21 protein-coding genes and 2 pseudogenes are annotated in these 26,028 nt (G+C 40.5%); 10 read left to right on the top strand and 13 right to left on the bottom strand.

The features are described 5' to 3' along the window. Positions 1 to 11: 11 nt before the first annotated feature. The 4 genes from ACRWSG_RS22000 to ACRWSG_RS21985 form a co-directional block, all read right to left on the bottom strand. On the bottom strand, positions 12 to 1,421 hold the full coding sequence (locus tag ACRWSG_RS22000; RefSeq protein ID WP_462167528.1) for an alanine/glycine:cation symporter family protein: 1,410 nt from the start codon (positions 1,419 to 1,421) through the stop codon (positions 12 to 14). Positions 1,422 to 1,541: 120 nt separating this feature from the next. Further along, positions 1,542 to 2,498 carry a patatin-like phospholipase family protein gene (locus tag ACRWSG_RS21995; protein WP_054552223.1) on the bottom strand — a complete coding sequence of 319 codons (957 nt, stop codon included), beginning with the start codon at positions 2,496 to 2,498 and terminating at the stop codon, positions 1,542 to 1,544. Between the two features lie 174 nt (positions 2,499 to 2,672). Next, on the bottom strand, positions 2,673 to 3,668 hold the full coding sequence (locus ACRWSG_RS21990) for an LLM class flavin-dependent oxidoreductase (RefSeq protein ID WP_138599782.1): 996 nt from the start codon (positions 3,666 to 3,668) through the stop codon (positions 2,673 to 2,675). Positions 3,669 to 3,735: 67 nt separating this feature from the next. Beyond that, positions 3,736 to 4,509 carry a siderophore-interacting protein gene (locus ACRWSG_RS21985; protein WP_166341000.1) on the bottom strand — a complete coding sequence of 258 codons (774 nt, stop codon included), beginning with the start codon at positions 4,507 to 4,509 and terminating at the stop codon, positions 3,736 to 3,738. 111 nt (positions 4,510 to 4,620) lie between these two features. Between ACRWSG_RS21985 and ACRWSG_RS21980 the strand changes: the two genes are divergently transcribed. The 3 genes and pseudogenes from ACRWSG_RS21980 to ACRWSG_RS21970 all read left to right on the top strand — a co-directional run bounded on the left by ACRWSG_RS21980 (position 4,621) and on the right by ACRWSG_RS21970 (position 6,775). After that, positions 4,621 to 5,055, top strand: a complete 435-nt coding sequence (locus ACRWSG_RS21980; protein ID WP_054552220.1) for a MarR family winged helix-turn-helix transcriptional regulator — start codon at positions 4,621 to 4,623, stop codon at positions 5,053 to 5,055. Between the two features lie 63 nt (positions 5,056 to 5,118). Further along, the gene (locus ACRWSG_RS21975) at positions 5,119 to 5,532 is read left to right on the top strand and encodes a LexA family protein (RefSeq protein WP_054552219.1); all 414 of its coding nucleotides are present in this window, start codon (positions 5,119 to 5,121) and stop codon (positions 5,530 to 5,532) included. Continuing rightward, positions 5,520 to 6,775, top strand: a pseudogene (locus tag ACRWSG_RS21970) (Y-family DNA polymerase). Before ACRWSG_RS21975 ends, ACRWSG_RS21970 begins: the two are co-directional and overlap by 13 nt. On the opposite strand, the gene ACRWSG_RS21965 reads toward ACRWSG_RS21970, so the two are convergent. The 3 genes from ACRWSG_RS21965 to ybaK form a co-directional block, all read right to left on the bottom strand. After that, positions 6,772 to 8,592, bottom strand: a complete 1,821-nt coding sequence (locus ACRWSG_RS21965; protein WP_462167527.1) for an Lnb N-terminal periplasmic domain-containing protein — start codon at positions 8,590 to 8,592, stop codon at positions 6,772 to 6,774. The pseudogene ACRWSG_RS21970 and the gene ACRWSG_RS21965 overlap by 4 nt on opposite strands. A 45-nt stretch (positions 8,593 to 8,637) precedes the next feature. After that, positions 8,638 to 9,120 (bottom strand): DUF3015 domain-containing protein, encoded by a 483-nt coding sequence (locus ACRWSG_RS21960; protein WP_462167526.1) that lies wholly within the window; start codon positions 9,118 to 9,120, stop codon positions 8,638 to 8,640. Between the two features lie 118 nt (positions 9,121 to 9,238). Beyond that, positions 9,239 to 9,700, bottom strand: a complete 462-nt coding sequence (gene ybaK / locus ACRWSG_RS21955; RefSeq protein WP_054552215.1) for a Cys-tRNA(Pro) deacylase — start codon at positions 9,698 to 9,700, stop codon at positions 9,239 to 9,241. Between the two features lie 457 nt (positions 9,701 to 10,157). Between ybaK and ACRWSG_RS21950 the strand changes: the two genes are divergently transcribed. Together ACRWSG_RS21950 and ACRWSG_RS21945 are read left to right on the top strand one after the other, a co-directional pair. Continuing rightward, a complete protein-coding gene (locus ACRWSG_RS21950) occupies positions 10,158 to 10,502 on the top strand; it encodes a DUF3302 domain-containing protein (protein WP_462167525.1) in 345 nt (114 codons plus the stop codon). 3 nt (positions 10,503 to 10,505) lie between these two features. Next, the gene (locus ACRWSG_RS21945) at positions 10,506 to 11,636 is read left to right on the top strand and encodes an HlyD family secretion protein (RefSeq protein ID WP_199529828.1); all 1,131 of its coding nucleotides are present in this window, start codon (positions 10,506 to 10,508) and stop codon (positions 11,634 to 11,636) included. 62 nt (positions 11,637 to 11,698) lie between these two features. Here ACRWSG_RS21945 and dnaJ read toward each other — a convergent pair whose 3' ends face one another. Both dnaJ and dnaK read right to left on the bottom strand, forming a co-directional pair. Continuing rightward, positions 11,699 to 12,838, bottom strand: a complete 1,140-nt coding sequence (gene dnaJ / locus ACRWSG_RS21940; protein ID WP_462167524.1) for a molecular chaperone DnaJ — start codon at positions 12,836 to 12,838, stop codon at positions 11,699 to 11,701. Between the two features lie 183 nt (positions 12,839 to 13,021). Further along, on the bottom strand, positions 13,022 to 14,944 hold the full coding sequence (dnaK, locus tag ACRWSG_RS21935; protein WP_138599790.1) for a molecular chaperone DnaK: 1,923 nt from the start codon (positions 14,942 to 14,944) through the stop codon (positions 13,022 to 13,024). Between the two features lie 239 nt (positions 14,945 to 15,183). Between dnaK and ACRWSG_RS21930 the strand changes: the two genes are divergently transcribed. Continuing rightward, complete coding sequence (locus tag ACRWSG_RS21930) at positions 15,184 to 15,984, top strand: thioesterase family protein (RefSeq protein WP_187490383.1); 801 nt, start codon at positions 15,184 to 15,186, stop codon at positions 15,982 to 15,984. Here the strand turns inward: ACRWSG_RS21930 and ACRWSG_RS21925 are convergent. Beyond that, positions 15,973 to 16,749, bottom strand: a complete 777-nt coding sequence (locus ACRWSG_RS21925) for a substrate-binding periplasmic protein (protein WP_235373655.1) — start codon at positions 16,747 to 16,749, stop codon at positions 15,973 to 15,975. The two genes, ACRWSG_RS21930 and ACRWSG_RS21925, sit on opposite strands and share 12 nt — an antisense overlap. A gap of 140 nt (positions 16,750 to 16,889) precedes the next feature. On the opposite strand from ACRWSG_RS21925, the gene ACRWSG_RS21920 reads away from it, so the two are divergent. The 3 genes and pseudogenes from ACRWSG_RS21920 to ACRWSG_RS21910 all read left to right on the top strand — a co-directional run bounded on the left by ACRWSG_RS21920 (position 16,890) and on the right by ACRWSG_RS21910 (position 20,390). Then, a complete protein-coding gene (locus ACRWSG_RS21920; protein ID WP_462167523.1) occupies positions 16,890 to 18,128 on the top strand; it encodes a PqiA/YebS family transporter subunit in 1,239 nt (412 codons plus the stop codon). Continuing rightward, positions 18,125 to 19,780: an intermembrane transport protein PqiB gene (pqiB, locus tag ACRWSG_RS21915; RefSeq protein ID WP_054552207.1), complete on the top strand. Its 1,656-nt coding sequence runs from the start codon at positions 18,125 to 18,127 to the stop codon at positions 19,778 to 19,780. The genes ACRWSG_RS21920 and pqiB overlap by 4 nt, the downstream gene beginning before the upstream one ends. Continuing rightward, positions 19,780 to 20,390 (top strand): annotated as a pseudogene (locus ACRWSG_RS21910) (PqiC family protein). The gene pqiB and the pseudogene ACRWSG_RS21910 overlap by 1 nt, the downstream one beginning before the upstream one ends. Here the strand turns inward: ACRWSG_RS21910 and ACRWSG_RS21905 are convergent. Further along, positions 20,373 to 20,864: a GNAT family N-acetyltransferase gene (locus ACRWSG_RS21905; RefSeq protein WP_138599795.1), complete on the bottom strand. Its 492-nt coding sequence runs from the start codon at positions 20,862 to 20,864 to the stop codon at positions 20,373 to 20,375. The pseudogene ACRWSG_RS21910 and the gene ACRWSG_RS21905 overlap by 18 nt on opposite strands. Before the next feature lie 3 nt (positions 20,865 to 20,867). After that, positions 20,868 to 21,272, bottom strand: coding sequence for an NUDIX hydrolase (locus ACRWSG_RS21900; RefSeq protein ID WP_462167522.1), 405 nt, complete (start codon positions 21,270 to 21,272; stop codon positions 20,868 to 20,870). A 284-nt stretch (positions 21,273 to 21,556) separates the two neighbouring features. Here ACRWSG_RS21900 and ACRWSG_RS21895 point away from each other — a divergent pair, with 284 nt between their 5' ends. Continuing rightward, positions 21,557 to 22,939, top strand: a complete 1,383-nt coding sequence (locus tag ACRWSG_RS21895; RefSeq protein WP_138599797.1) for a Na+/H+ antiporter NhaC family protein — start codon at positions 21,557 to 21,559, stop codon at positions 22,937 to 22,939. A gap of 49 nt (positions 22,940 to 22,988) precedes the next feature. Here ACRWSG_RS21895 and ACRWSG_RS21890 read toward each other — a convergent pair whose 3' ends face one another. After that, a complete protein-coding gene (locus tag ACRWSG_RS21890) occupies positions 22,989 to 25,874 on the bottom strand; it encodes an insulinase family protein (protein ID WP_462167521.1) in 2,886 nt (961 codons plus the stop codon). Positions 25,875 to 26,028 lie beyond the last annotated feature (154 nt).

Genomic DNA, 26,028 nt, shown 5'->3' with positions numbered 1-26,028 from the left:
ATTGTTTTAGCTTATTTACGCCAAATCCCTTGTTCTGTTTGACCTTGAACCTGCACTTTTTCAGAGTCAAACCTCGGCTCTTGCCCTGCTTCTCGTTGACTATGGTAGTCTTTTGTCACAGATAAGATCGTTGGCGTTAAGCGTATGATAGCGATAACGTTCACCACTGTCATTAAACCTAAAGCAATGTCTGCAAGATCCCACACTTGTTTAATGGTGGCCGATGCGCCCCAAATCATCATTGATAAATATAAACAGGTATAAATACCTCGGCCGAGTTTATTATCTAGTTTAAATAAATGCAGGTTACTTTCTGCATAAGCATAATTTGCAACCACAGAAGTAAACGCAAATAAACAAATTGCAGCCGCTACAAAGTAAATGCCACCAGCAGCCATATGTGCTGTCATCGCTGATTGAGTTAAGCGGATCCCTTCCATTTCGCCGCTAATATCAATATCAGCTAATAAAATAATCACTGCCGTACAACTACACAGTACAATTGTATCGAAAAACACCCCTAGCATTTGAATGTAGCCTTGAGTGACTGGGTGATTTGGTACTGGCGATGCACAGCCAGATGCATGGGGCACACTCCCCGCTCCGGCTTCATTCGAATAAAGCCCTCGCTGAATACCATTTTTAATTGCTGCGCCCATAGCCCCTGCGCCTGCCTCTTGTAAGCCAAAGGCTGAAAGTAAAATATCTTCAATCATCGCAGGCACTTTACCGATATTCAGTAAAGTAATTATGATAGCGGCGAGTACAAATAAAATGCCCATGACTGGCACAATGCGTTCAGCAAAGCGGGCGATTGCTTTAAAGCCACCTAAAATAATAGAGCCTGCCAGTATTGTGATCACAATGCCTGAATACAAAGTTGGAATTTCAAATGCGTAATTGAGAGCATCGGTAATGGTATTCGTTTGCATGGCACTGAACGTAAAGCCATAACCAAGAAACAAGCAAAAAGCAAAACACACTGCAAGCGCTCTACTGCCTAAGCCTTGCTGAATATAATAAGCAGGCCCGCCCCTAAACTCACCATTTGCATCTCTGACTTTATAGACTTGCCCAAGTACGCTTTCGGCAAAGCCCGTGGTCATGCCCAAAATGGCAATCACCCACATCCAAAATATTGCGCCACTGCCTCCTAACGAAATAGCAACGGCAACCCCTGCAAGGTTACCAGTACCTACTCGTGCTGAAAGACCAGTACATAAAGCTTGAAACGAACTAATTGAGTTTTTATCGGTGCTGCTACTCGACTTTAACAGGCTAAACATATGGCGAAACTTAACCAATTGAATCGCTTTTAGTCTTACCGAAAACCAGATCCCAGCAAACAGAAGAATATAGATAAGAATTTGGCCTTCTCCCCAAAGAAAACCATTGATTGTCGATACAGCACTGTTAAACATGGCAAGCCTTTATTGTTCTTATAGATAAAAAATCACAAAAAGTGAATAGCTAACCACTTTAACTCTATTTACAAATATCTCAAGTAGGCAATGGGATTAATTACCCGAGCCTGCTCCCAACTAATTTAGCAGTTGTTGCTGTAAAAAGGCACGACCTGCCGCTAAGCCTAATTTGTGATCATAGCGGAGATCTGAATCTGTACTACCCAGCAGTTTACTGCGTAATTTATCACCTGCAAAAATTTGTGTGATACGGGCATCACTTGGCGGGTTTGCAATGAAATCTAATTCATCTTGATAAGCTTGTTCGTGTTGAACCAAGTAATCAATGGTTTTAGGGCAATAACCCGATACGCAAACGAGTGATTTTAACTTATTTACCCATTCAGATTGCACTTGAAAGTTTTCATCAACAGTACGAATAACCACAATATCACGAGCACCACGATTATAGGCCTCTTTCACAGGTAAAGGTGCAGCTAAGCCCCCATCTAAATACATATCATGGACTAAATCAGTATTAGAGCTTTGAATAATGGCATCATTTGCGGCCTTGGTTGTTAGCCAAGGCGTTAAGTTAACGCCATCTTTATATAAAAACGGTAATGCGCTTGATGCTTTTAACAAGGCCAACCATTGTGTATCTTCACCATTTGGGCTCAAGTAATACGGTTTACGATCAGCCGCGTTAGTGGTTGTGATCAACAATTCACGATTACCTAAATTTTGCGTTGCTGTTTTAAAATCTAAGGCACGGTTTACTTCTTTGGTTTTATCAAAATACCAATCAAGGTCAACAATGCTTTTACCAAACAGCCCGCGACCAAGTTGGAAAAAACGTTTATGCCGCGAAAGTCCTCTGATCAAACGTTTTGCATAGCCTTTTTGACGCGCTAAATAACTTGTTAAGTTTTGTGAGCCTGCTGATGTACCAATGAATAAATCGAATGGATCGTAATTATTTTCTAACCACGCATCGAGTACACCTGCAGTAAAAATCCCTCGTTGCCCACCACCCTCAGCGATTAATGCTGTTTTTGTTTGTGGTTCTACTGCGGCAATTGTTTGAGATTTCACGGTGCACCTTCCTAGGGTAATGGTTAATAAATGTATTGTATAAAGTTAAATTCAATCCTTAAAACGGATTATATAAATTGAATTAATCTATAAAACCGTTTGATAAATGAGTGTCAGGGCTTAAGCAATGCGCATAAAAACTCATTACACGCATTCACTATTTGCTAAACCGTATTAGCGCATGATGCTTGCTAATATTTCCAGCGCATGTTGTCTGTCACTCAATTCATACAGGTCATTTGTAAAAATAAACTCATCAACCTGTAGCGTTTGTTTAATCATACTCAGCTTATGCTTAACGCTCGCTTGACCGCCCACAACAGAAAGTCCTAAAAAGTTTTCTACTTGCATTTTTTCTTGCGCTGTCCACAACCCTTCCATTGTTGCAACTGGCTCTTTAAGCCAAAGTGGCTTGCCGCGCATAAGTGCTAAGATACGTTGTTTCGCTGTGGTTGCTAAAAACTGTGCTTGTTCGTCGGTGTCAGCGGCAACAACGGGTAAACCAAGCATGACGTATGGCTTATCTAATACCTCAGATGGTTGAAATTCTCTGCGATACAATGCAATGGCATCTTCAACAAATCGTGGCGCAAAATGCCCAGCAAATGCATATGGCAAACCTTTTTTTGCCGCAAGTCCAGCACTATAAAGACTTGAGCCCAGTAACCAGATTGGCACATTAGTGTCTTCACCTGGGATTGCGCGTACTGGAGAATCACCTTTATATGGGCCAAGTAAAGCTTGCAGCTCCGTTACTTCATCATTGAAGTGCTCAGCGCGTTGTTCATCACGGCGCAAAGCACGGCTGGTAATTGGGTCACTACCTGGGGCTCGGCCTAGCCCTAAATCAATGCGACCGGGGTATAAACTCTCTAGGGTGCCAAATTGCTCAGCAACCACCAGCGGTGGGTGGTTAGGTAACATCACTCCACCCGCACCTACGCGGATATTCTGAGTTTTACCTGCGATATGACCTATCAGTACTGAAGTTGCGGCACACACGATACCGCGCATATTATGATGCTCTGCCATCCAAAACCGATTAAAACCCAGTTTGTCGGCTGTTTGTGCATAGGTAACGCTATTTGCTAGTGTTTGCGAAACGGTTTCGTGCTCTTTCATTGGGCTCAATTCAAGCAATGAAAAAGGTGTGTTGCTAAGATCTGACATTCGCTCTCCAAAGTTTAACTCTTTATAATTAGTTAATGAGAGCGAATGGCTTTTTTTCAAATGCTAATTAGGCACGGCTTTGTTGCTGTTTTTCCACCTTTAGGCCATCAGCATCGATACCACGCTTCCAATAGGCCGATGCAACAATGTGTTCACGATCAATTTCAAAACTGCTTGTAATTAAACGGCGAATTGCCTTCACCAAATTTGCTTCTAGTGCCATAAACACCATAGGTTGCGCGTTATAACCTGCGCATAAGCGAGTTACTTGATCGAGTAGATCAGTTTCTGGCTCATCTGTAACTAGCCATTCAACACTATGTTGGCTGTGTGCTTCAATTTGCTCAAGCTCAATGATGTCGGCTTTATCAGCAACATGAATAATGACATCGACAGTGGCATCTTGTGGCAGGGCTTGTAAGTAGCCATTGATTGCATTGACAGAGGTTAAATCTGCCAGCATTAAATAATGTGTTTGCGTAAAATCAGTGAGTTTTTTAGGGCCCGGGCCTGCTATACCGACCTCGTCGCCTACACACGCATTTTGTGCCCAGTTGGTTGCCACACCTTGATGTTGGTTAACCACAAAATCGAGGGTAATTGCACCGTTAACAGGGTTGATATCACGAATAGTGTAAGAGCGCATTAATGCAGGATGCTCAGCGTGTAAATCAAGTTCAACCTTAGATTCACCGGCATGCGGGAGCAATACCTTTACGTACGCACCTTTTGCATCTTGCGGGAAGTCAGCAAACTCGTCTGAGCCAACAACAATTCTTTGTAGATGCGGGGAAATACGTGTAGTACTTAATACGTTTGCACGACGAACTTTTCTAGCCATCTTGGTCTCCTAGCTGGTTAAATTGCACAACGCCCCAATAGTTGATATAGTCAACTATACGCTTTTAATTGACTTTGTCAACTAAATCCACCAACTGAACTTAGGTGAACCATGCCACAAACCTCGCTTTCTTCTGCTTTATTTACACTGGCACAAAGTTACCGTGTCACTGTACGCGAAGCCATTAACGCCAACGAGCTTGGCCTTAATGCGCTGCATGTACGCTGTTTACATATCATTGCCGAAACACAGCACTGTACCGCCAATGATATTGTTACCAAAACAGGGCGTGATAAAGCACAAATAGCACGCTTAGTAAAAGAGCTTATAAAGCTTGAACTGGTTTCTAAATGTGCCGACGAAAATGACAAACGCTGTTTAATTTTATCGTTTACTGATCAAGGTAACGCCCTGTTCTCGCGCTTAGAAGTTGCAGAGCAAGAGGTTGATGCTAAACTTTGCCACGGTTTAACTGATCAGCAAGTACGTGATTTCATCGCTATTGCCACAACTATGATCGAAAATATCAATCACAACACGCCGTGATCTTATTGGCAAGATAACCACAAACCACTATACTGTACAAATGTACAGTATAGTGGTTTTGTTATGCGTGTTATTCCTATTTATATCGAAGCTGGCGTATGTGGTTTTGAATCACCGGCAGCACAATACAAAGAGCTAGGCTTATCATTAGATCAGCTATTGATTAAACACCCTGATGCAACATTTATTGGTATTGCCTCTGGCGAATCAATGCAAGGTGTGGGGATTTTTGATGGTGACTTATTACTGGTTGATCGCGCCGAAGATGTTAAAAATGGCGATGTCATTGTCGCGAATCTAAATGGTTTATTTGTTTGTAAGCTATTAGATAAACACAATGCTCAGTTATTATCAGCCTCGCCTAAATACCCCGCGGTGCAACTACGCCAATCGGATGAGTTTCAGTTAGAAGGCGTGGTTACTCGCTCAATTCGCTTACATCGCAGTAGTAAAGAGCTGTTAGCATGTACGCCTTAGTCGATGCTGTGGCCTTTTATGCCAGCGCCGAAAAAGTATTTGATCCGGCTATTCGTAGTAAACCGGTTGTGGTGCTCACCAACAACGATGGCTGTATTTGTGCCGTGTGCCCTATTGCACGAAAGCTGGCTATTCCAAAATTTCAGCCTTATTTTCAAGTAAAGAAAATACTCGAAGATAACCAAGTGGTGATCCGCTCATCTAACTATGAGCTGTATGCGGATTTAAGCGAGCGAATGATGAACGTGATTATCGCTTTTGCGATAATCAGCACATATATTCTATTGATGAATCATTTTTAAACTTTACTGGTTTCAATAAGCTTATTCACGATTGGCATCGTTATGGCCATGATATTCGCCGTACCGTATGGCGCGAAACAAAGCTACCTGTTGGGGTTGGATTTGGCCCAACAGCCACCCTTGCCAAAGCCGCCAATCATGCAGCTAAAAAACTCCCCGGCTTTGATGGCGTTGCAGTGATTGACTCAGAAGCTTCACGGATAACCATTTTAAAAGCCATGGACGTACAAGATGTTTGGGGCGTTGGTCGACGCTTAGCTAAAAAACTCAAAGCAATGAATATCAATACGGCTTTTGATTTAGCCGAGCAAGATCCTCGAAAAATGAAACGCCTGTTTAGTATTGTATTAGAGCGCACAGTGAACGAGTTACGCGGAAAAAGCTGCTTAGCCTGGGATGAAGTACGCCAAGACAAAAAAGAAATTTTTTCGACCCGCAGTTTTGGAGAGCGTATCACTGACGCCACCGCGCTGAAAACGGCACTGATCAATCATTGTGTCATTGTAGCAAGAAAACTACGTGCGCAAGGTTCACACACTCAACGCTTATTAATGTTTGTGGCCAGCTCTCCTCATCAAGATGGCTATTATAAAAAGTCCTATATTTATGAGTTTAGTGTCGCCACCGCCGATAGTTGCGTGTTTGCCAATGCTATCAGCGAGGTATTTGATCATCTTTATAAACCAGGGGTGCGATTTTATAAATGTGGTGTAGGTGCCCTAGAGTTATCGAGCCACATGTTTCAGCAACCTGATTTGTTTCAAGCACCTATCGATAACCCTAAACTGATGCAGTGTCTTGATAGCATTAACACCCGTTATGGCGTGGGTACCCTTGCCATAGCCAGCGAAACTCCTACGACCCGTTGGCATATGAAACGCGCTTACTTATCGCCTCATTACACAACCCGCTGGCATAACCTACCGAAAATACATTGTTAAAAGTAATGGAATAACTGTAGTTTTAACTGCTGCTCAGTACTTTGTTGATTTTGATAAACATATGAACTTCTTAATCCCCAGTTTTGAGCAAGTGCAATTTGCCAATGAGCAGCAAGCTCAATTTGATGATTTGTGCTCGCATCATTAGCAAGCCAAAATCCCTGTGCTGTTAGAGCAAGTTTTTGCGCATCACTTGCTTGCCAAATTAGTCCAAATTCTGTGCCAAAGCCAAGCGAGACTGAATCAGTAAGCTCTCCAGCTTGTAATAACGAAGACGCAAGAAAGTAACTTTGAAAGCCTGATGCATCACCGAATGATTTTCCATAACCGCCTTGTATGAAGGCTCTTCCCTTACGTTTATCGTCAGTAGGTTTACGGTCAAAACCAACACGCATATTCCAAGACCAAGAGTCAAACAAACGATTATCTGGAGCTAACGACATTGCATCAATAAAATACACATGCTCTAAATAGACATTCCCCTCAGAGTCTAGATCTCCCTCTATATCAAAAAAGCTAATTTGCGCGCCAGGTATAAATCCACCAGCGTTATCTAACAAGTCATGGTACGCCATTCGATAACTAAAACCGTAGCGATTTTCTGAATACTTAAAATGATTAAATACCATTCCAAAACGACTAGAATCATGACCTTTTTCAGGGCTAATGCTGGGTGTTACAGGTCTTGCAAAGGGCGAAGGCAAAAGTAATTTACTACGCTGGTGCAGTAAGGCCGTTAATCTAGGCGCAATTGCTTCACGTTCTAAACCTTGGTCGTAGTATTGATAATTTAACCACTCGTATGCCATTTCAAGTACAGGCACAGCTTGTTCCGCTGTTAAAGAAAACCCACTGAGTGGTTCGCCATTTTTTAATTTACGTGCAATATCAATTTGTTCATCAGTCAACTGGCTTTCGTAGTTAATTAGCATGGTGCCAGATGCAGGACGATATCGAGGCATAGATAAAAGTTTGTGTTCAGCAAGTGCTTTGACAGTATCAGAAGGAATAGCATGACTAGAAAAATTATTAGTTAAGTTAAGATCATCACGTGCCACTTGCAATAGCGCTAATAATTGATAAGAACAATTTTCATCAATAAAAAAATAGTCAAATGTAGCCCATTGCAGTTCCCATAAATGCAGTAAAACACGTTGAATTTCAGATTCAGACAAAGCTAATTTATATTCCCACATATCACGGGATTCCAAATCATTATATTCACGAACCTTGCGATAATATGGCATTAATGTGAACTTACCAGGATACTGACCTATAAGCCCCTTAAGAGCATATAAAGCTGCATTATCAGTTGCATCAGGTTCAGCAGCAAAATTGACTGCAAAAGCAATCAGTTCTCTACTGCGAGTTTGATCTTTAGCATCAATTCGTAACAAGGTATGACCAAACATAGAAGCTGGATCATTCATAAAAGCGGTAGGAAAAACTAAAGTCATCCCCTTTGGGTTTATAAGCTTTTGCCATGTCTTAATTTCAGGGCAAGCTAACTCAGGCCACTCCGAATAAAAGCTTTGCTTTAACCATTGATAACGAGCAGGGAACTGACAAGTAACATCATTATTCTCACTCTGAAACGCTTCGATAGTAGCTAAAAGTTCAGCATGAGGATCAAACTTTCCATTAACCGAAAGAAAAAAGCTATGGCTATCAACCTCACTTTCATATGAACCCGAGATTGATTGCTGATAATGGCCTAATTTAAGCCAGTATGGATGGGAGGCGATATTGTGTATTGTTGTAGCAGAATAAGCCGAGCTACTCAAAACAAACGAAGCAACAATAAGAAATTTAAACATAAAATAAAAAAGCCCTAAACGGGCTTTAGATAAGAATATTAACACTTAAGATAAAGTGTAAGAAGATAGCTGTGAGTCACTCGCTACAAGGTTATTAAGGTTTTCTAGTACAGTTTGAGAAGTAACATTTTCAGAAGTGAAAACGTGAGTAAACTGAGCCTGTACTAATTTATTAAACGCCGCTTTATCTTGAGCTTGAACACCCCAAACTTCCGCAAGTGTATCTAGTGATTCGCCTTCACCACGAGACATATCGCGCGCAAGTTGTTCCATGTTGCCATCAATAAATGTTGCTACTTTAGTTGACGCCGTAACAGTACCTGTACCGTCACAACCTAACGTACCAAATGTGATACCAAAAGTTTGGTTACCAGATGTACCGTTTGTCGTCGCACCTAATACTTTAACAACTTTACCTTCTTGGTTTGCGAAAAGTTGCGAACCTAGACCACAGCCGATATCTTGATCAGCCATCGCATTAGAAAGTGGAAGAAGAGTAAGTGCAGAAATAGCAATAATTTTTTTCATATCCTGAATCCTTTAAGATAATTCGTTATTAGAATTAATAACGCATGAACAGCTTATCTATAAATAGCCTCAGTACAATAAGTAATTTCCGAAATTAGGAAAAAACACCGTTATATGATTAAAAATCAGCCAACCTAGCACCTAACAAAGCACATAAATCGTTAGGATCTATAGAAATCTCTAATCCACGTTTACCCGCGGAAACATATACTTTTTCATAATTAGATACTGATTGATGAACAAACGTCATTAATCGCTTTTTCTGACCTAGCGGACTCACCCCACCTAAAATATAACCTGTCGTGTTTTCGACTTTTTGTTGTGGAGCCATCTGCACTTTTTTAACCTTTGCCGCCTTTGCTAGCATTTTCAAGTTAACTTGCTGGCTCACTGGCACAATAGCAACCAAAAGCTGATGCTCAGTATCTTCAAGTACTAAAGTTTTAAATACTTGCTCAGCAGGGAGCTTTAGCTTCTCAACCGCTTCAAGACCAAACTGTTGCTTTGAAGGATCATGTTGATAGCTGAGCACATCAAAATTAATACCTTTCTTTTGTAATAAATTAATAGCCGGTGTCATTACTTCTTCCAAATACTGAATGCTGAACGATAAAAAACATAACGTGAACGGTAGTCTAAAAGCAATTAATCAAAGCCTACAATCGTACTAATTTAAGTAAAATGAACTACACTTAAGTGATAGACACTACGCAAGGTAATGAAAATGTCTAGAGCTAATAGCCTATATCTGGTTAAGCAGTTACTTATCATACTCACCCTGTTGTATACGATTAATTTTATCTGCAACGAATACTTAGCGTGGAACTCCTTTATTGATTGCCAAAATAAATGTCAAACACTTGGTCTAAATAAAGGGAAGATTCAAAAAACGGTATTCTCTGATGATGTAACATTGTGCAGATGTCTTGATGATTCTGCCTATTATGTTGTATTAGATTAAATCTGAAAATGCCGATTAGTAATAGGGTCAATTTAACGTATTATAAATTAGGTATTAATTTAACAAAGGAAGATAGATGTTTTTAGACTACTTTGCACTGGTCATGCTAGTGTTTGTAACGGTAGTAATATTTTATGGTGTTATTGCCATTCACGATATTCCCTACGAAATTGCCAAAAAACGTAATCACCCTCACCAAGATGCCATCCATTATGCCGACTGGGTTAGCCTGTTTACCCTACATGTGCTGTGGCCATTTTTATGGGTTTGGGCGACATTATGGCGTGATGACCGTGGCTGGGGGTTTAACCAAATTCAAAAGGAACAGGAAGACTTAGCTGACAAAGTAGCTAGCCTGACAGCCACGGTTGCAGCACTACAAGCACAAATAAATGCTCAATCGAATAATAAAGAGAACTAGACTATGGATTTGTTATTAATTCTCACTTATACCGCATTGTGCATTGGTATCTTTAAAGTGTTTAAAATCCCACTTAATAAATGGACAGTACCCACCGCGGTACTCGGTGGTGTGGTACTGATAGGCGCTTTAATCCTATTAATGAACTATAATCATCCACATTCAAATATGGCCAGCAGTGCCTATGTCACAACACCCATTGTGCCAAATGTACGTGGTACCGTTGAAGAGGTTGCAGTAAAGCCAAATCAGCCGGTTAAAAAAGGTGACTTATTGTTTCGCATAGACGATACCTTATATCGAGCCAAACTAAATCAAGCGATTGCCGCTTTGCAGGATGCAAAACAGTCAGTGCTCGGTTTAGAAGCGAGCTATAAATCAGCACAAGCCAGTGCCCTAATGGCTAAAGCTGAATATGATCGTAGCAAGAAAGAATACGAACGTTATGAAAAAGGCGCAAAAAGCGGTGCTTACTCAAAAGGCCAAGTTGATAATAAATTAGGTGTATATTTAGCAGCAAAGGCAAGCTACGAAGCAGCACAAGCCGAAGAGTTACGCCAGAAACTAGCATTTGAGTCTGAAATAAACGGTGAGCAAACTAAAATTGCCGCAGCTCGCGCTAATTTAGAGCAAGCTCAATTTAACTTAGACAGCACAAGCGTTTATGCACCTACTGATGGCTATGTAACACAACTAACATTACGCCCTGGGATGATTGCAGTACCAATGCCATTACGCCCAGTAATGACCTTTGTGCACAAAGAAGATGCCGTTTACGTCGCTGCATTTAGACAAAATTCACTATTAAGACTCGAGTCTGGCTACAAAGCAGATTTTATTTTTAAAGCTATTCCGGGCAAAACCTTTGCAGGCGAAGTAATCGATGTATTACCTGCGATTGGCGAAGGGCAAGTGCAAGCACAAGGCACACTGATGGGCACTGAGTTTTTTGCTCGTCAAGGGCGCGCAATTGTCACCTTAAAAATCACCGATGACATGAGTGAATATCACCTGCCACAAGGAACAAGCACAGAAGTTGCAGTTTATTCAGAACACTTCGAACACGTATCAGTGATGCGTAAAGTATTGATCAGAATGAAAAGTTGGCAAAACTACCTATTCTTAGATCATTAAGGCATAAAAAAGGCGCTTATCAGCGCCTTTTTATTCTCGAACTCAAGTTACTTAACTAGAAGTTACTTAGTTAGGTCATCGAAGAATTTCTTCACACCATCAAAGAAACCTTTTTCTTTTGGACGGTTTTTAGAGCCATCTTTACCCATGCTTTGCTCAAGCTCTTCAAGCAATTCACGTTGACGGTCATTTAGATTCACTGGCGTTTCAATAACCACTTTACAGATCAAGTCACCTTGAGCGCCACTACGTACAGACTTAACACCTTTACCACGCATACGGAACATCTTGCCCGTTTGGCTTTCTGATGGGATCTTCAGTTTTGCACGACCATCCAGTGTCGGCACTTCAATTTCGCCACCCAGTGCTGCTGTCGTAAAGCTAATTGGAACTTCACAATACAGATTATTACCATCACGTTGGAAAATCGGGTGTTCACGAACAGAAACCTGAACGTATAAATCACCTGCTGGTGCACCATGCATGCCCGCTTCACCTTCGCCTGATAGACGAATACGGTCACCTGTATCAACACCCGCTGGGATCTTCACTGATAAGGTCTTAGTTTTTTCTACGCGACCTTGACCATGACAGCTGTCACATGGATCAGAAATAATTTGACCTGTGCCCTGACACGTAGGACAAGTTTGCTGAACCGCGAAGAAACCTTGGCGCATTTGTACTTGACCAGCACCATGACAGGTAGTACATGTTTTTGGTTTAGAACCCGCTTTTGCACCGCTACCATCACATGGCTTACAGCTAACCCAAGTTGGTACTTTAATTTCGACATCTTTACCACGAACAACCTCTTCAAGGCTTAAATCCATGTTGTAACGTAAGTCCGAACCACGTTGTTGACGCGATTGACGACGACCACCGCCACCACCAAAGATATCTCCAAACACATCACCGAAAATATCACCAAAATCACCATGACCGCCGCCGAAGCCACCGCCATGACCGCCACCACCTTGTTCAAAGGCTGCGTGACCATATTGATCATACATCTGACGTTTTTGGTCATCAGTTAGTACTTCGTAGGCTTCTTTTACTTCCTTGAATTTAGACTCAAGTTCTTTATCGCCTGCGGTACGGTCTGGATGATATTTCATCGCTAAGCGCTTATACGCTTTTTTTATGTCTCGTTCGCTGGCATCTTTGCTCACGCCGAGAACTTCATAATAATCGCTTTTTGACATATCTATCACACTACTCTTTTTACTGCAGTTACACTGCGTAAGGTAAGTCGAACGACTTTACCGTTTATATACATGCAAAAGGCGCGTCAAGCGAAATCGCTGGCGCGCCTCAATCATTTCATCCTAACTTAATTGGCTAAACAAAGCAGCCATTAATGCGTTAGGCAGAAGCGAAACAAGCAATTACTTGTCGTCTTTCACTTCTTCGAACTCTGCATCAACAACATCGTCGTCTTGTTTTGCAGAAGATTGTTGTGCACCTGCATCCGCACCACCTTGTTGTTGCTGTGCTTTAGCTTGTGCAATTTCCATTAGCTTTTGTGACTTCTCAGCAAGAGCTTGAGTTTTCGCTTCAATCTCTTCTTTGTTATCACCTTTAATCGCCGCTTCTAGCTCAGTAAGCGCAGCTTCGATTGCTTCTTTATCTTCTGCAGGTAATGCATCACCCGCTTCTTCGATTTGCTTGCGTGTACCGTGAACCATTGCATCAGCTTGGTTACGAGTTGCTACTAGCTCTTCGAATTTCTTATCTTCTTCAGCGTGCGCTTCAGCATCACGAACCATTTTTTCTACTTCATCGTCGCTTAGACCTGAAGAAGCTTGGATTGTGATCTTCTGCTCTTTACCTGTATCTTTATCTTTAGCAGATACATGTAAGATACCGTCCGCATCTACGTCGAATGTTACTTCGATTTGTGGCGTACCACGTTGTGCTGGGCGAATACCTTCTAGGTTAAATTGACCTAGTGATTTGTTATCGCTTGCACGCTTACGCTCACCTTGTAATACGTGAATCGTTACCGCTGATTGGTTGTCTTCAGCTGTTGAGAAAACTTGTGATTTCTTAGTAGGAATCGTCGTATTTTTCTCGATTAGCGCAGTCATTACTTGACCCATAGTCTCGATACCTAGTGATAACGGAGATACGTCAAGTAGAAGTACGTCTTTAACGTCACCAGCTAATACACCACCTTGAATCGCTGCACCTACTGCAACTGCTTCATCAGGGTTAACATCTTTACGTGGCTCTTTACCAAAGAACTCTGCAACTGTTTTTTGAACTAGAGGCATACGTGTTTGACCACCAACAAGGATGATGTCATTTACGTCGCTTACTGATAAATCAGCATCAGCTAGTGCACGCTTAAGTGGCTCAATTGACTTAGTTACTAAGTCTTCAACAAGTGACTCAAGTTTTGCACGAGTAACTTTCACGTTCATGTGCTTAGGACCTGTTGCGTCAGCAGTCACGTACGGTAAGTTAACTTCTGTTTGTTGTGCAGAAGAAAGTTCAATTTTCGCTTTTTCAGCAGCTTCTTTAACTCGTTGCATTGCAAGCGGGTCGTTTTTAAGGTCGATACCTTGATCTTTCTTAAACTCTTCAACTAAGTAGTTGATAACACGGTTATCGAAATCTTCACCACCTAAGTGAGTGTCACCGTTAGTTGCTAACACTTCAAACGTGTGCTCGCCTTCAACTTCGTCGATTTCGATGATAGAGATATCGAAAGTACCACCACCTAAGTCGTATACTGCAACAACGTTTTCACCTTTATTTTTGTCCATGCCGTATGCAAGTGCAGCGGCAGTTGGCTCATTGATGATACGTTTAACTTCAAGACCAGCAATACGACCAGCATCTTTAGTCGCTTGACGTTGTGAGTCATTGAAGTATGCAGGTACTGTAATTACTGCTTCAGTAACCGCTTCACCTAGGAAGTCTTCTGCTGTTTTCTTCATTTTTTTCAGCACTTCTGCTGAAATTTGTGGTGCAGCACGTTTCTCGCCACGCGCTTCAACCCATGCATCACCGTTATCAGCTTTTACAATTTTAAAAGGCATGATACCGATATCACGTTGTACTTCTTCGTCTTCAAAACGACGACCAATTAAACGCTTGATTGCAAATAATGTGTTAGTTGGGTTAGTTACTGCTTGGCGTTTTGCAGGTTGACCAACTAATGTTTCACCGTCTTGCGTGTATGCAATGATCGATGGTGTTGTGCGATCGCCTTCCGCGTTTTCGATAACGCGTGCTTTATCACCGTCTAGTACTGCTACACAAGAGTTAGTAGTACCTAAATCGATTCCAATAATTCTACCCATGAATCTTCTCCAACTTCAAAATTCGTTAATACGTTCGATGACTAGTAAATAGGGATGCAGGAAACTGAATTCAACTATAAAAATGAAAAATTTTACTTTTTTTTGAAATTTTTTTTGAAATGCATGTTTTTTCCTCAAAAAGCACTGTATTTGTACGCCTATTGCGGAATAAACAAACTGGTCTGATGACTTTGGCTGTGCTATAACCTAAACCATAACAATAAACGTTAAGGAAAATTATGCATTTTGATCAATTACTCGCCATGGCAGCTGAACTTGGTAAAGACAAAACAAAAGTAATGCAGTTTCCAGAAAACTGGTGCCAAGGCCGCACTGCATTTGGTGGTTTATCTGCAGCTTTATTATATCAAGCTATACGGCAGCATATCGATAACTCTCGCCGTTTATTATCTTTAAGTACTAACTTTGTTGGCCCGTTAATCGCTGACAATGATTTTTCAATCGACGTTGAAGTCTTACGTGAAGGAAAAAACAGTGCGCAGGTACTGGCAAAAGTGATTCAAAATGGCGATGTTTGTGTTATTACACAAGCCTGTTTTGGGGCTGAGCGTCAATCAAGTGTACAAGTAGATGTCACTAAAACCATGCAGCTAAAACCCGTTGATGAACGTTTTACCCTACCTTATAAAGAAGGCGTGATGCCGGCATTTTTCCAGCACGTTGCACTGTGTTTGCAAGACGGCAATATGCCTTTCTCTGGAGCAGACACCTCACATTTAGGTGGTTGGATGAAATTCAAACATGTACCAGAGCAAATGAGTGAAGCGCATATCATTGCTTTAACAGATGCATGGCCACCGACTCTATTACAAATGTACAAGCAACCTGCACCAGCAAGTAGTATGTCATGGTACATAGAATTTGTAGAAGAACCTGCAATTGCCCATGATGCTTGGATTGGCTACGAGGCTGTTACCCATCATAGTAAAGATGGCTATGGTCTTGAAGATGGCTGTATTTGGAGTGAAGACGGTAAGCTAATAGCATTGAGCCGCCAAACTGTTGCGTTATTCGCGTAACTCTGGCTCTGAAAGCTGCGCGTACTCAGTACCATCAAGGCGAATAATTGCTTGGTATTCGCCTGATTCTATGATCTCACCAAGACCCAAATTAAACGTGTTTTTTAACGTTTTACTGTAAAAAAACGCAGGTCTTGGTGCTTCTTTAAAGATTGCATGCACAATAAAAGGTTTTACCTCAGCGCTTTGTTTATATTTTTCTAAATAATATAAAAACACCCGGCGCTCTAGAATAATAACATCAACCCAGCCCTTCATAAGGTGATCAACTTGCGCTTCTTGGTTAACCACTTCTTCGTAAGAGCGTAAAATATTGGTAACCGATTTAAAAGGTGCTTCAATAAAATTAGTTGCGTTCTGAAAGGCAAGTACACTTTTACCTGCTAAATCATAGATAGTGCTAATTTTTAAATCTCTATTAGCAAGGCTGACCGCGACATTTTGATAGCGCAGTAGTTCATCACTTTTATAAACATGTGGAGTGAGAACTGGAGGAAAGTTTAATGCAATATCAACCTCTCCCTGCATAAGCTGTTGCTCTGCACGTTTATTAGACATGTAATGAATATGAATATTAGAGATGCCTTGTGACTTAAAAGCTGCTTTTAAAATTTCAAGTTGAATACCGCTATTGGTATCTTCGATAACATAAGGAGGTAAAGAGGCGCTTGCAGCAACAACAATAGGTTGTTGTATATTTGGCTCAGATAAACACTCACCTTTAACACTAATAAACAACATTAAAAGGGTAAATAATTGCTTCACTAATCACCATAATGAATTAAATGTATTAAAAAGCGTAATCGCTTTGTACAAATATTAGCTTATATTAAACAATGCTGCATTTGTATTTATGCAGTATTTGGTGCAAACTTAACTAAGTTCTTGTTTATGAGACCCTAAGTTTGCAAACAGCCTGCCCTAGTTGTGATCTGGTCGTTGAGATCCCACATTTAAATGCAAAACAAGTAGCGCTTTGCCCACATTGCAATACTAAGTTATCAACATCACAAGCCTGCCAAGACAGTACAGTGGTCGCATTGAGCTTAAGCGCAATAGTCATGCTTTTAAGCAGTATGTTTTATCCTTTTTTATCTTTCACGAGTAGCGGTATTACACAAACCATTACGCTTCCTGATGCTGCGCGTATTTTATTCAATTACGATAACGATTTTTTGGGTCTATTTATTGACATAAGCATCATAGGCTTACCTATGTTGTTATTACTATTGATTATTCCGCTACATTTAGGTGTATTAAAAGTAATACCTTATTTGTGGGGCAAAAGATTGTTAAAAACCACCTTTGCTTTAGAGCCTTGGATCATGTCCGAGATTTTCTTAATCGGGGTGATGGTCAGCATGGTCAAAATAATGTCAATGGCAGACATTGAATTTGGTGTAAGCTTTTGGTCCTATGTGGCATTTGTGGTTCTATATGTAGCAACCATGGCGAAGTTAAATAAACACTATCTTTGGAAGCAATTAAGAGAGCCCGCATATATAGATCAAACAATTGCAAACACACGAGCTATCGATCAAGGACTGCGTGCTTGTCATGTTTGTGGCCAATTATGTAATACTGAAATTTGCTCGCGATGTGACACAAAAACCTTTACCCGCAATCCTTATAGTGTACAAAAAGCGTTTGCTTGGTTGATCACATCTGTCGCTTGCTACATCCCAGCCAACATCTACCCAATTATGTATACCACCAGCCTAGGTGATGAAATGCCTTCTACGATTATTGGTGGTGTGATGATTTTGTGGAATAGTGGTTCTTATCCAATAGCCATGATCATATTTTTGGCCAGTGTAGTTGTTCCCCTTGCCAAAGCGCTAATCTTAAGTTTTTTATGCTATATGGTGATGAAGCCTGCAAATAGACAAACAAAAGGCTATACACGTATCTACCAATTAACTGAATTTATAGGTAAATGGTCAATGATTGATGTATTTGTTGTCGCGATTCTAGTAGCCTTAGTACAACTAGGAAATTTAATGTCTGTGACACCAGGCATCGGCACAATATTTTTTACCACTATGGTAATTTGCCAAATGTTGGCAGCCCATGCATTTGATCCACGCTTACTGTGGGACAGCCCTACTAATTTAAAGAAAGTAAAACAAGAGACTCTGGCATGAGCGAAAACGCTAAAATAAAATCAGCGCCAAATATTTCGGCTATATGGATAATTCCGTTAATTGCCCTACTAATAGGCGCATGGATGTTATACCAGTATCAGGCAAATAAAGGCACCACTATCTTTATAAAAATGCCTCATGCAGAAGGTATCGTTGCTGGCAAAACTGAAATAAAAGTACGTAGTGTAAAAATCGGCCAAATTAATCATGTACGTCTGTCAGATCAGCAAAATAGTGTAATTGCAAGAGCTCAAATCGATAAACACTATGATGACCTATTAACTGACGATGCAAAAATTTGGGTCGTTAAACCACGAATTGATGATACAGGTATTACTGGAATGAGCACTCTGCTCTCAGGCGTATACTTAGAATTTGCACCGGGTGAAAGCAAGAAGCTAGCGGATAAGTTTGAACTTCAGGATGAACCCGCATTAATTGGCAATGATGTTAAAGGTGGTCGTTTCACACTGCTTAGCTATAACGCTGAAGTACTTGATGTAAGTACGGGTATTTATTTCAAAGATTACAAAATTGGCCAAATAGAAACTGCAACCTTTGACTGGAAAAATCAGGCCATGAAATATGGCATTTTCATTAATGAGCCTTATCAAAATTTAATTACCTTAAATTCTATATTTTGGGTGAACTCAGGTATCGAAATAGACCTATCAGCTGATGGAATTAATGTAAATACAGGTTCATTAAGTAAGTTACTTAAAGGTGGAATTTCTGTAGGTATACCTGAGCAGCAATCTCCTGGTGAAGTCGCCACTAATGGACACAGTTTTTCATTAAGTAATAGTTATAAAGCCGCGTTAGAAGAGCGCTTTTATGACTTTGATTATTACTTAATCGATTTTGAGCAATCAATTCGCGGGTTAAGAGCTGGGGCACCTGTTGAATACCGTGGTATGCGTATTGGTAGTGTGGTTGAAGCACCAGCAAGTGTCATGATCGACGGCAAGCCTGCACACTTTAGAACTGACAATACCGCAGTACCTGCCCTTATTAAAATTGAATATGGTCGTCTTTACCACGACAGTACAGCTGCACGCGAGTTTTGGCATTCAAGCTTAGATAGCTGGATTAAAAATGGCCTTAGAGCCTCTTTAAAGCCAGGTAACTTACTTACCGGCGCTGTATACGTTGACTTAGACATTTATGATAACGCGGAACCTGCCGAATTAAAGACTATAGCAGATTATACCGTATTCCCAAGTGTATCGAGTGGTATTACGGTCATAGCTGACCAAGTATCCGATGTGTTAAATAAAGTGAACAACCTTAAGATAGAAGACAGCTTGGCACAAATGCAAACTACGTTTTCTGAGTACCAAGAACTTGCTCATGACATGCGAGAATTGATCAATAAACAAGATACCCAAGATTTACCCGGTGATATAAATCGCAACTTTGCAGAAATGACTAAAAGCATGCAACAGTTCGATAAAACCATGAAACAATTTGAAAAAACCATGGCAAGTTACGAACAAGGTTCGGCTTTCCATCAGCAGTTACAAACTACCTTGTCCGAATTTAAACGTTTAAGTGAAGAGCTACAACCACTTACACGTGGCTTGAACCAGCAGCCTAATATGCTGATATTTGATAAAGAACTACCCGCAGATCCAACGCCGAGGAAACAATAATGAACTATAAACTCTGTGCTTCAGTGGCATCAGTGCTGTTACTTTCGGCCTGCAGTCAGACGTCATTCTCAACTATTGAGTATTATCAATTCTCGCAGCCAATCGTGAATATGCAGCGGTTAGCTGAAAATACGCAAGCTCAGCTAAGGATCAACACAGTACAATTACGTGGTGCGCTTAATAATCGCGGTATTGCTATGGTACTCGACAACAACCGAGTCAATGCTGCTAACTACCATTTATGGAGTGAATCACCGGATTTAATGTTAACCGCCAGTGCCCATCAACAGCTTTACACTGACCTTGATAATTGGATGGTAATAAAAGGTTTACCGGTGATCACCGATTTAGATCAACAAAGCTATTATGAATTAGAATATGAGCTACATCACTTTAATGGCGATGAGCAAGGCAATGCCAACATTGCAGGGCTTTGGCGTTTGTACTATACAAACCCTGAGTCGGATCAAAGTTAAAAGCGGTTAATTACTTCAATGAGCTCACACCATTACAAGCAAGTGATTACGAAGGGCTTGTCGCGACACTTGAGTCAACATGGTTAAAGGTAAACAAACAAGTTGCAAACGAAGTATCAAAGCTTACTCTTTAAAAAGAGTTTTAGAGGCTGATTGTCATCGTTAATGATGACATCGCCTATGAACTCAAAGCCAAGTTTCTGTAACACCTTTTGTGAGCCAATATTTGTTGGTGAGGTTATTGCTGCAAGTACACCAAGCTCTAATACGTGTTTTTTGGCCATCAATAACCTAGCAGCAGATGTAATAATACCCTTGCCTTCATATTTAGCTAACAAGGCAAATCCTAAATCGGGGATAGCTAACGCATCGCGCTGAAAGAGCCCCACCATTCCAACCGGTGTATCATCAGCTAAACAAACAATATAACTGCCAAAGCCAAATTGCTGGTGGCTATTTATAAACGTTTGTTGAATATAATGCTCTGCTTGTGCGGGCGTATTAATGTTTTTATTACCTATGTGCTCTAAAAATGTTGCTTGGTTTAAAAGCTCAACGATAAACGCGGCATCATCAGGCTGCCCAGCGCGCAAATATATATCTAACATTTATTAAAACACCTTACTCACGACATCATTGGTAAAATTAAGGCAATCAAGAACACGCTCTTTTTGTACTTTAGATAACTCGTCAATATCGAAATAGCCATACTCTGTGTGCTCATTACTCAACATTATCTCAGCGTCCTCAGCTATATGAGCACGAAAAATAAACGCATGAGAGTTAAACGCTGTGTGATAATAAACGCCACTTAAATAAGCGATATCTACATAACAATTAAGTTCTTCTTGGCATTCGCGAAGTAACGCTTGATGAATGGTTTCACCTTTATCTAAAGCGCCGCCAGGTAGCCCCCAACTTTTTTGACCGTAATCAGCTTTTAGTAATAACACCTGACCTTGGTTGTTGGTGATAACCGCATGGCTACTGAGTCTGTAAGTATCTGAAAATGCCATAATCCCTTTGCTCAATTAATAAAAAGTGACGTTATAGATGAGTGTAAAATAATTATCATCGCAATTAAAATTGTTATTGACTAAATTAATATTCAGGATTATTTTTCTTGCGATGTTTTGGGCAAAACAAAAGCAGTATACCCTCTATACTGTCTGGCGCCAGCCAACGCAGGCACTTTCCCTAAAGGGTCCATAAAAGTGTGTTCGCGTAAAGCAGTTAATTGAGTCAATAGACTTTTGATTTCTCTAAGCAATCTCGATTGCTTAACTGTGTGAAAATTATAATGCAAGAACCTTCTGCGTTAAGTTTACTGCCGCCAGTATTGGTGGTGGTTTTGGCCGTATTTTTACGCCGCCCTATTTTATCTTTACTGATTGGTGCTTTATTTGGTTTAGCCATGCTAGGTCCGACCGCTGTGTTAGCCAATTTTGCTGATATTTCATTAAAAGTAATGCAAGACGAAACCATTGCCTGGCTAATTCTAGTCTGTGGTGGATTTGGTGCATTAATCGCTTTATTAGTGAGAACCGGGGGTGCAAGTGCATTCGCCGAATTAGCGTTAAAATTTGCCAAAGGCCAGCGTTCATCGTTAGTAATGACCTTTGTGCTAGGTGTAATTATTTTTATCGATGATTACCTAAATGCATTAACCGTCGGTGAAACTATGAAGCGTATCACCGATAAGTTTAAAATTAGCCGCGAAATGCTCGCTTATGTTGTTGACTCAACGGCTGCGCCTATTTGTGTGCTTGTACCACTCTCTACATGGGCCGTTTTTTTTGGTGGCTTGTTAGTTGATAATAATGTTGCACCAGAAGGTCAAGGTATTGCTGTATATATCCAAGCAATACCTTACATGTTATATGCTTGGTTTGCAGTCATTGTGGTATTACTAGTTAGCTTAAATGTCATTCCTGCTTTTGGTCCGATGAAAAAAGCACAACTACGTGCCATGAATAATCAAATCGAAATATCAAATAGCCAGTACACAGATGTTCAAACAGCGGATGAATACGCAGTAAAAGCAGCAGAAGAAAACTTTGAAACAGCCGCTTCAAACGGCAAACTCTATAACTTTTTAGTACCTATAGTTTTACTTGTTACGTTTACTGTTTACTTTGACATTGACGTCTATAAAGGGCTGCTGGCAACCTTTACCGTTGTTTTGCCTTTTTATATGTTACAAAAGTTGATGACATTGTCAGAACTCGTTGAGCGTATGCTCGATGGTTTTAAAAGCATGATACCCGCTATAGGAACTGTGGTTGCAGCATTTATATTTAAAGATGTGTGTGACCAATTAATGCTACCGCAATATGTCATAAATACCTTGAGCCCTTATATGACAGCACAGTACTTACCAGCCGTGGTGTTTTTAGCAATGGCAGTCCTTGCTTTTGCAACGGGTTCAAGCTGGGGGATTTTCGCAGTAACTATTCCTATTGTAATGCCACTGGCTTACGCAATTGATGCCAATATTCCTTTAGTGATTGGTGCTTTGTTATCGGCGTCGTCATTTGGTAGTCAAGCGTGCTTCTATTCAGATTCCACCGTACTTGCTGCACAAGGCTCAGGGTGTGATTTAGTCAGCCATGCTATCACGCAACTGCCTTATACCTTACTTGCTGCAACGGCTGCATTTATAGGATTTTTGCTTATCGCATAAATCAAAAAGCCCAAGCAATAGCTTGGGCTTTTGTTTATCAACTATTAAATTAGTTTTGGAATTTAATGCCTTTGTAAAAACTTTCTAAGTTTTCAACTTTTGTTTGGCTTTTCAGATCTGCAAATGGCTTGTCTGCAAACTTACTACCACGCATTTGAATGTTTAAACGCGCAGCTTCACTATTGAGCATCGTTTTCTTGTAATAATCTTTCAGATCAGCCAAGGTTACTTTTTCAACTTCAGCGATAAGCTTTTCTTTAGAGTCAAACTTAAAGTTCTCACGATACCAGTCTGTAATAAGTGGCGACATTTCATCACTTAAATTCTTAGGTTGCTCTTTTAAAGACACAAGCGTTGCATTTTTAAGTTGTGCAAATGTTTCTTCTGTCATGTTATCAAGCTCAACTGCGTATTGCTTTTTAAACTCATCAAAGCGCGCCTGCATCTCTTTAGGACCTTTAACCGGTGTTTGAATGTAAAGACCTAATGCAGAATAATCTTCGATTGGACGCGCTAACGCACCAACCGCATAAGCAAGTTGCTCTTCAGTACGTAACTTATCAAACGCTACGGTTCTAAAGTGGCTTTGTAAAATTTGTGCCTGTGCTTGTTGTTTATAGCCAGGGGTTGGGTGAACAACCATGTCAATGATTGCTACATCAGCTACATCAATATCTTTTTGTAAAACGATACGCTCACCAGGCTGAGGCAACCAGGCTTTACTTCTAGCAAACTCGGTCGCTTTATGACCTTTTGGTAAAATAGCGGTTAGTTTACTCGCAATAGCGTCAACATCATTTTGGTTGTAGTTACCAAACGTGAATACGCGTAAGTCATTGGCAGCAAGTGTTGATTGCTTAATAGCCGTAAAATCAGCTAAGGTAAGCGCATCTGCCGCAGCAATCAAGGTTTCGGTATCAAATTTACCACTACGAGTAAGCTTAGAGTACTCACCGAATGCTTGATAGAACGGGAACTGTTTTTGCTGATTTAGTAAATCACGCTTAAAACGATCGATTGCTTGGGCAAAACCTTCTTCAGACACCTCTAAGGTAAGATTTTCAAGCGCCTGAGCTAAAAGGACATCTTGTTTATCAGTGAAACCACTAAGCGATAACACAAGACCATTACTTGGCTGTAACCCTAAACTCATACCTGCAACAGCGGCTTCTGTGCTTAATTTACTTTGTTGTAAGTTATAAAGATCAGCCCAAATTGAGTAAAGAACCTGTGATTTTACATTCACAAGGGCATCTGGCGTATTAATATAAACTTCAACAAGACCTTTAGGCTGCTCAGCAAACTGCTGACTTGCTTGACGCCAAACTTTAACGCCTTGCTGATCAAATACGAGTTCAGGGTGCGCTTGTTGTTTAAACTCAGCTGTTTTAATTGCAAAGCTTTCAGGTAATAAGCGGTTTACTGTTGGTAATGCTAACGCGTATTCACTTGGTTTATTCCAGCTTGCAACTTCTGACTCGCTGATATCTTCAATACGATATTTACCATCGTAAAAATGCAGCTGTGAATCTGTCTCTTCTTGTTTTGAAATATACCAAATACGTAAAGTATCTTCGTTTAATTGCGAAAGGACATTTTGCACCGCATCTGCATCAAACTTGGCATAATAATAAGGTGCGTTAATTGCGTTGTTCACAGGGAACTTTTGCATGCTATCAGTTAAGTTACTTACATAACCAAACTCATCCCCTTTTTCTAGGAATTGAAACGAATTGTTTAACGATGTACGAATTTCATTAAAGTATTTGCTATCAACACCCTGCTCTTTGATAAGTGCAATATATTGCATAACCATAGCAACAATTTCTTCGCGGTTTTGCATGCCGGCATCAGTCAATTCAATATCAACTGTTAAGCTTCCGTAGTTCCCATATTGCGTTGGTGAAGCAGAAGACGATAAACCTGATACCCAACCTTTATCACGTAGTATTTGTGCTGGGCTGCCTTGCATTTCGTTACTTAAAAGGTAAGAAACAAAACGGTTTGGTTTAACTGCAAATTGTGAACTGTTATCAGCAATAGTGAATTCTAATTGCAGTTGTTTTACGTCTTCATTCGGTGCGTAATAAACACGTTTACCGCCAGCTTCAGAGAAATCTAACTTATCAGTCACCGTTGGCTTTTCGATATTTTTATTTTCAATTTCAGCAAAGTACTGTTTTGCTTTTGCTTCCATCTCAGCAAGTGGACGATTAGAAATCATCGCCACTTTCATAATGTTCGATGAATAGTACTTGTTATAAAAAGCAACGGTTTCTTTATGAAGATTGCTGCCTTCTTTATCACCTAGTGTTTCTAGGTTACCAATCAAGAAGCGGTTAGCAGGATGTGAGCCCATCATTTGACGTGCCAGTTTGAATTGACCAAAAAAGTCCATCTCACGGCGCATTGACCATTCGGCATTTACGGCATTTTTTTCTTTGTCTGTGTACTCAGGGTAAAGCTTTGGTGATTTAAAGAAATCCGCAAAACGGTCAAGTGCTTCATCGTAGGCATCATTGTTCACTTTGAACATGTAGTTTGTGATATCTAACCAAGTGTAAGCGTTATGAGCACCGCCATTTTTAGTCATAAAATCACTGTAACCTTTGGTGTCTGGGTAACGGTCCGTACCAAGGAACAGCATATGCTCTAAATAGTGCGCCATACCTTGTTGCGACATAGGGTCGTGCAATAAACCAACACCAACACTCAATGCAGCAGCTGATTTTTCAGCACTTGGATCTGAAATTAAAATTACATCAATTTCGTTATCAAGTTTTAATGTTTTGTACTCACGGGTGTCGTTTGGGCTGATAACTAACGAGTCTGGAATAAGGTTAGTATTAGCAGCAGGAGGCGTTGTGGTAGAAGTAGAAGAACAACCTGCTAACACTGCAAAAGCGATTGCACTGAGTCCCATTATTTTTTTCATTATTTTGTATCCATTAGAAATTGAATAAATTTTTATTTATCATGTGTTTTCGAGCGCCGCAATTCAATGCTTTTCAGTTAAGTTACAGCAAAACTTTGTAACACATTGTGAAAATGCAGTACTTACGGTTAAGATTAATAGCAATAACTATAAC

This window comes from Pseudoalteromonas sp. GB43, from assembly GCF_054923805.1.
Note: the sequence above shows the minus strand (reverse complement) of the source record. Positions and strands in the feature narration are given on the sequence as shown.

What these genes read in the sequence shown, in the direction of transcription:
- ACRWSG_RS22000 (WP_462167528.1), bottom strand. Translation starts at nt 1,421, where the DNA reads ATGTTTAACAGTGCTGTATCGACAATCAATGGTTTTCTTTGGGGAGAA.
- ACRWSG_RS21990 (WP_138599782.1), bottom strand. Translation starts at nt 3,668, where the DNA reads ATGTCAGATCTTAGCAACACACCTTTTTCATTGCTTGAATTGAGCCCA.
- ACRWSG_RS21985 (WP_166341000.1), bottom strand. Translation starts at nt 4,509, where the DNA reads ATGGCTAGAAAAGTTCGTCGTGCAAACGTATTAAGTACTACACGTATT.
- ACRWSG_RS21980 (WP_054552220.1), top strand. Translation starts at nt 4,621, where the DNA reads ATGCCACAAACCTCGCTTTCTTCTGCTTTATTTACACTGGCACAAAGT.
- ACRWSG_RS21975 (WP_054552219.1), top strand. Translation starts at nt 5,119, where the DNA reads ATGCGTGTTATTCCTATTTATATCGAAGCTGGCGTATGTGGTTTTGAA.
- ACRWSG_RS21965 (WP_462167527.1), bottom strand. Translation starts at nt 8,592, where the DNA reads ATGTTTAAATTTCTTATTGTTGCTTCGTTTGTTTTGAGTAGCTCGGCT.
- ACRWSG_RS21960 (WP_462167526.1), bottom strand. Translation starts at nt 9,120, where the DNA reads ATGAAAAAAATTATTGCTATTTCTGCACTTACTCTTCTTCCACTTTCT.
- ybaK (WP_054552215.1), bottom strand. Translation starts at nt 9,700, where the DNA reads ATGACACCGGCTATTAATTTATTACAAAAGAAAGGTATTAATTTTGAT.
- ACRWSG_RS21950 (WP_462167525.1), top strand. Translation starts at nt 10,158, where the DNA reads ATGTTTTTAGACTACTTTGCACTGGTCATGCTAGTGTTTGTAACGGTA.
- ACRWSG_RS21945 (WP_199529828.1), top strand. Translation starts at nt 10,506, where the DNA reads ATGGATTTGTTATTAATTCTCACTTATACCGCATTGTGCATTGGTATC.
- dnaJ (WP_462167524.1), bottom strand. Translation starts at nt 12,838, where the DNA reads ATGTCAAAAAGCGATTATTATGAAGTTCTCGGCGTGAGCAAAGATGCC.
- dnaK (WP_138599790.1), bottom strand. Translation starts at nt 14,944, where the DNA reads ATGGGTAGAATTATTGGAATCGATTTAGGTACTACTAACTCTTGTGTA.
- ACRWSG_RS21930 (WP_187490383.1), top strand. Translation starts at nt 15,184, where the DNA reads ATGCATTTTGATCAATTACTCGCCATGGCAGCTGAACTTGGTAAAGAC.
- pqiB (WP_054552207.1), top strand. Translation starts at nt 18,125, where the DNA reads ATGAGCGAAAACGCTAAAATAAAATCAGCGCCAAATATTTCGGCTATA.
- ACRWSG_RS21905 (WP_138599795.1), bottom strand. Translation starts at nt 20,864, where the DNA reads ATGTTAGATATATATTTGCGCGCTGGGCAGCCTGATGATGCCGCGTTT.
- ACRWSG_RS21900 (WP_462167522.1), bottom strand. Translation starts at nt 21,272, where the DNA reads ATGGCATTTTCAGATACTTACAGACTCAGTAGCCATGCGGTTATCACC.
- ACRWSG_RS21895 (WP_138599797.1), top strand. Translation starts at nt 21,557, where the DNA reads ATGCAAGAACCTTCTGCGTTAAGTTTACTGCCGCCAGTATTGGTGGTG.
- ACRWSG_RS21890 (WP_462167521.1), bottom strand. Translation starts at nt 25,874, where the DNA reads ATGAAAAAAATAATGGGACTCAGTGCAATCGCTTTTGCAGTGTTAGCA.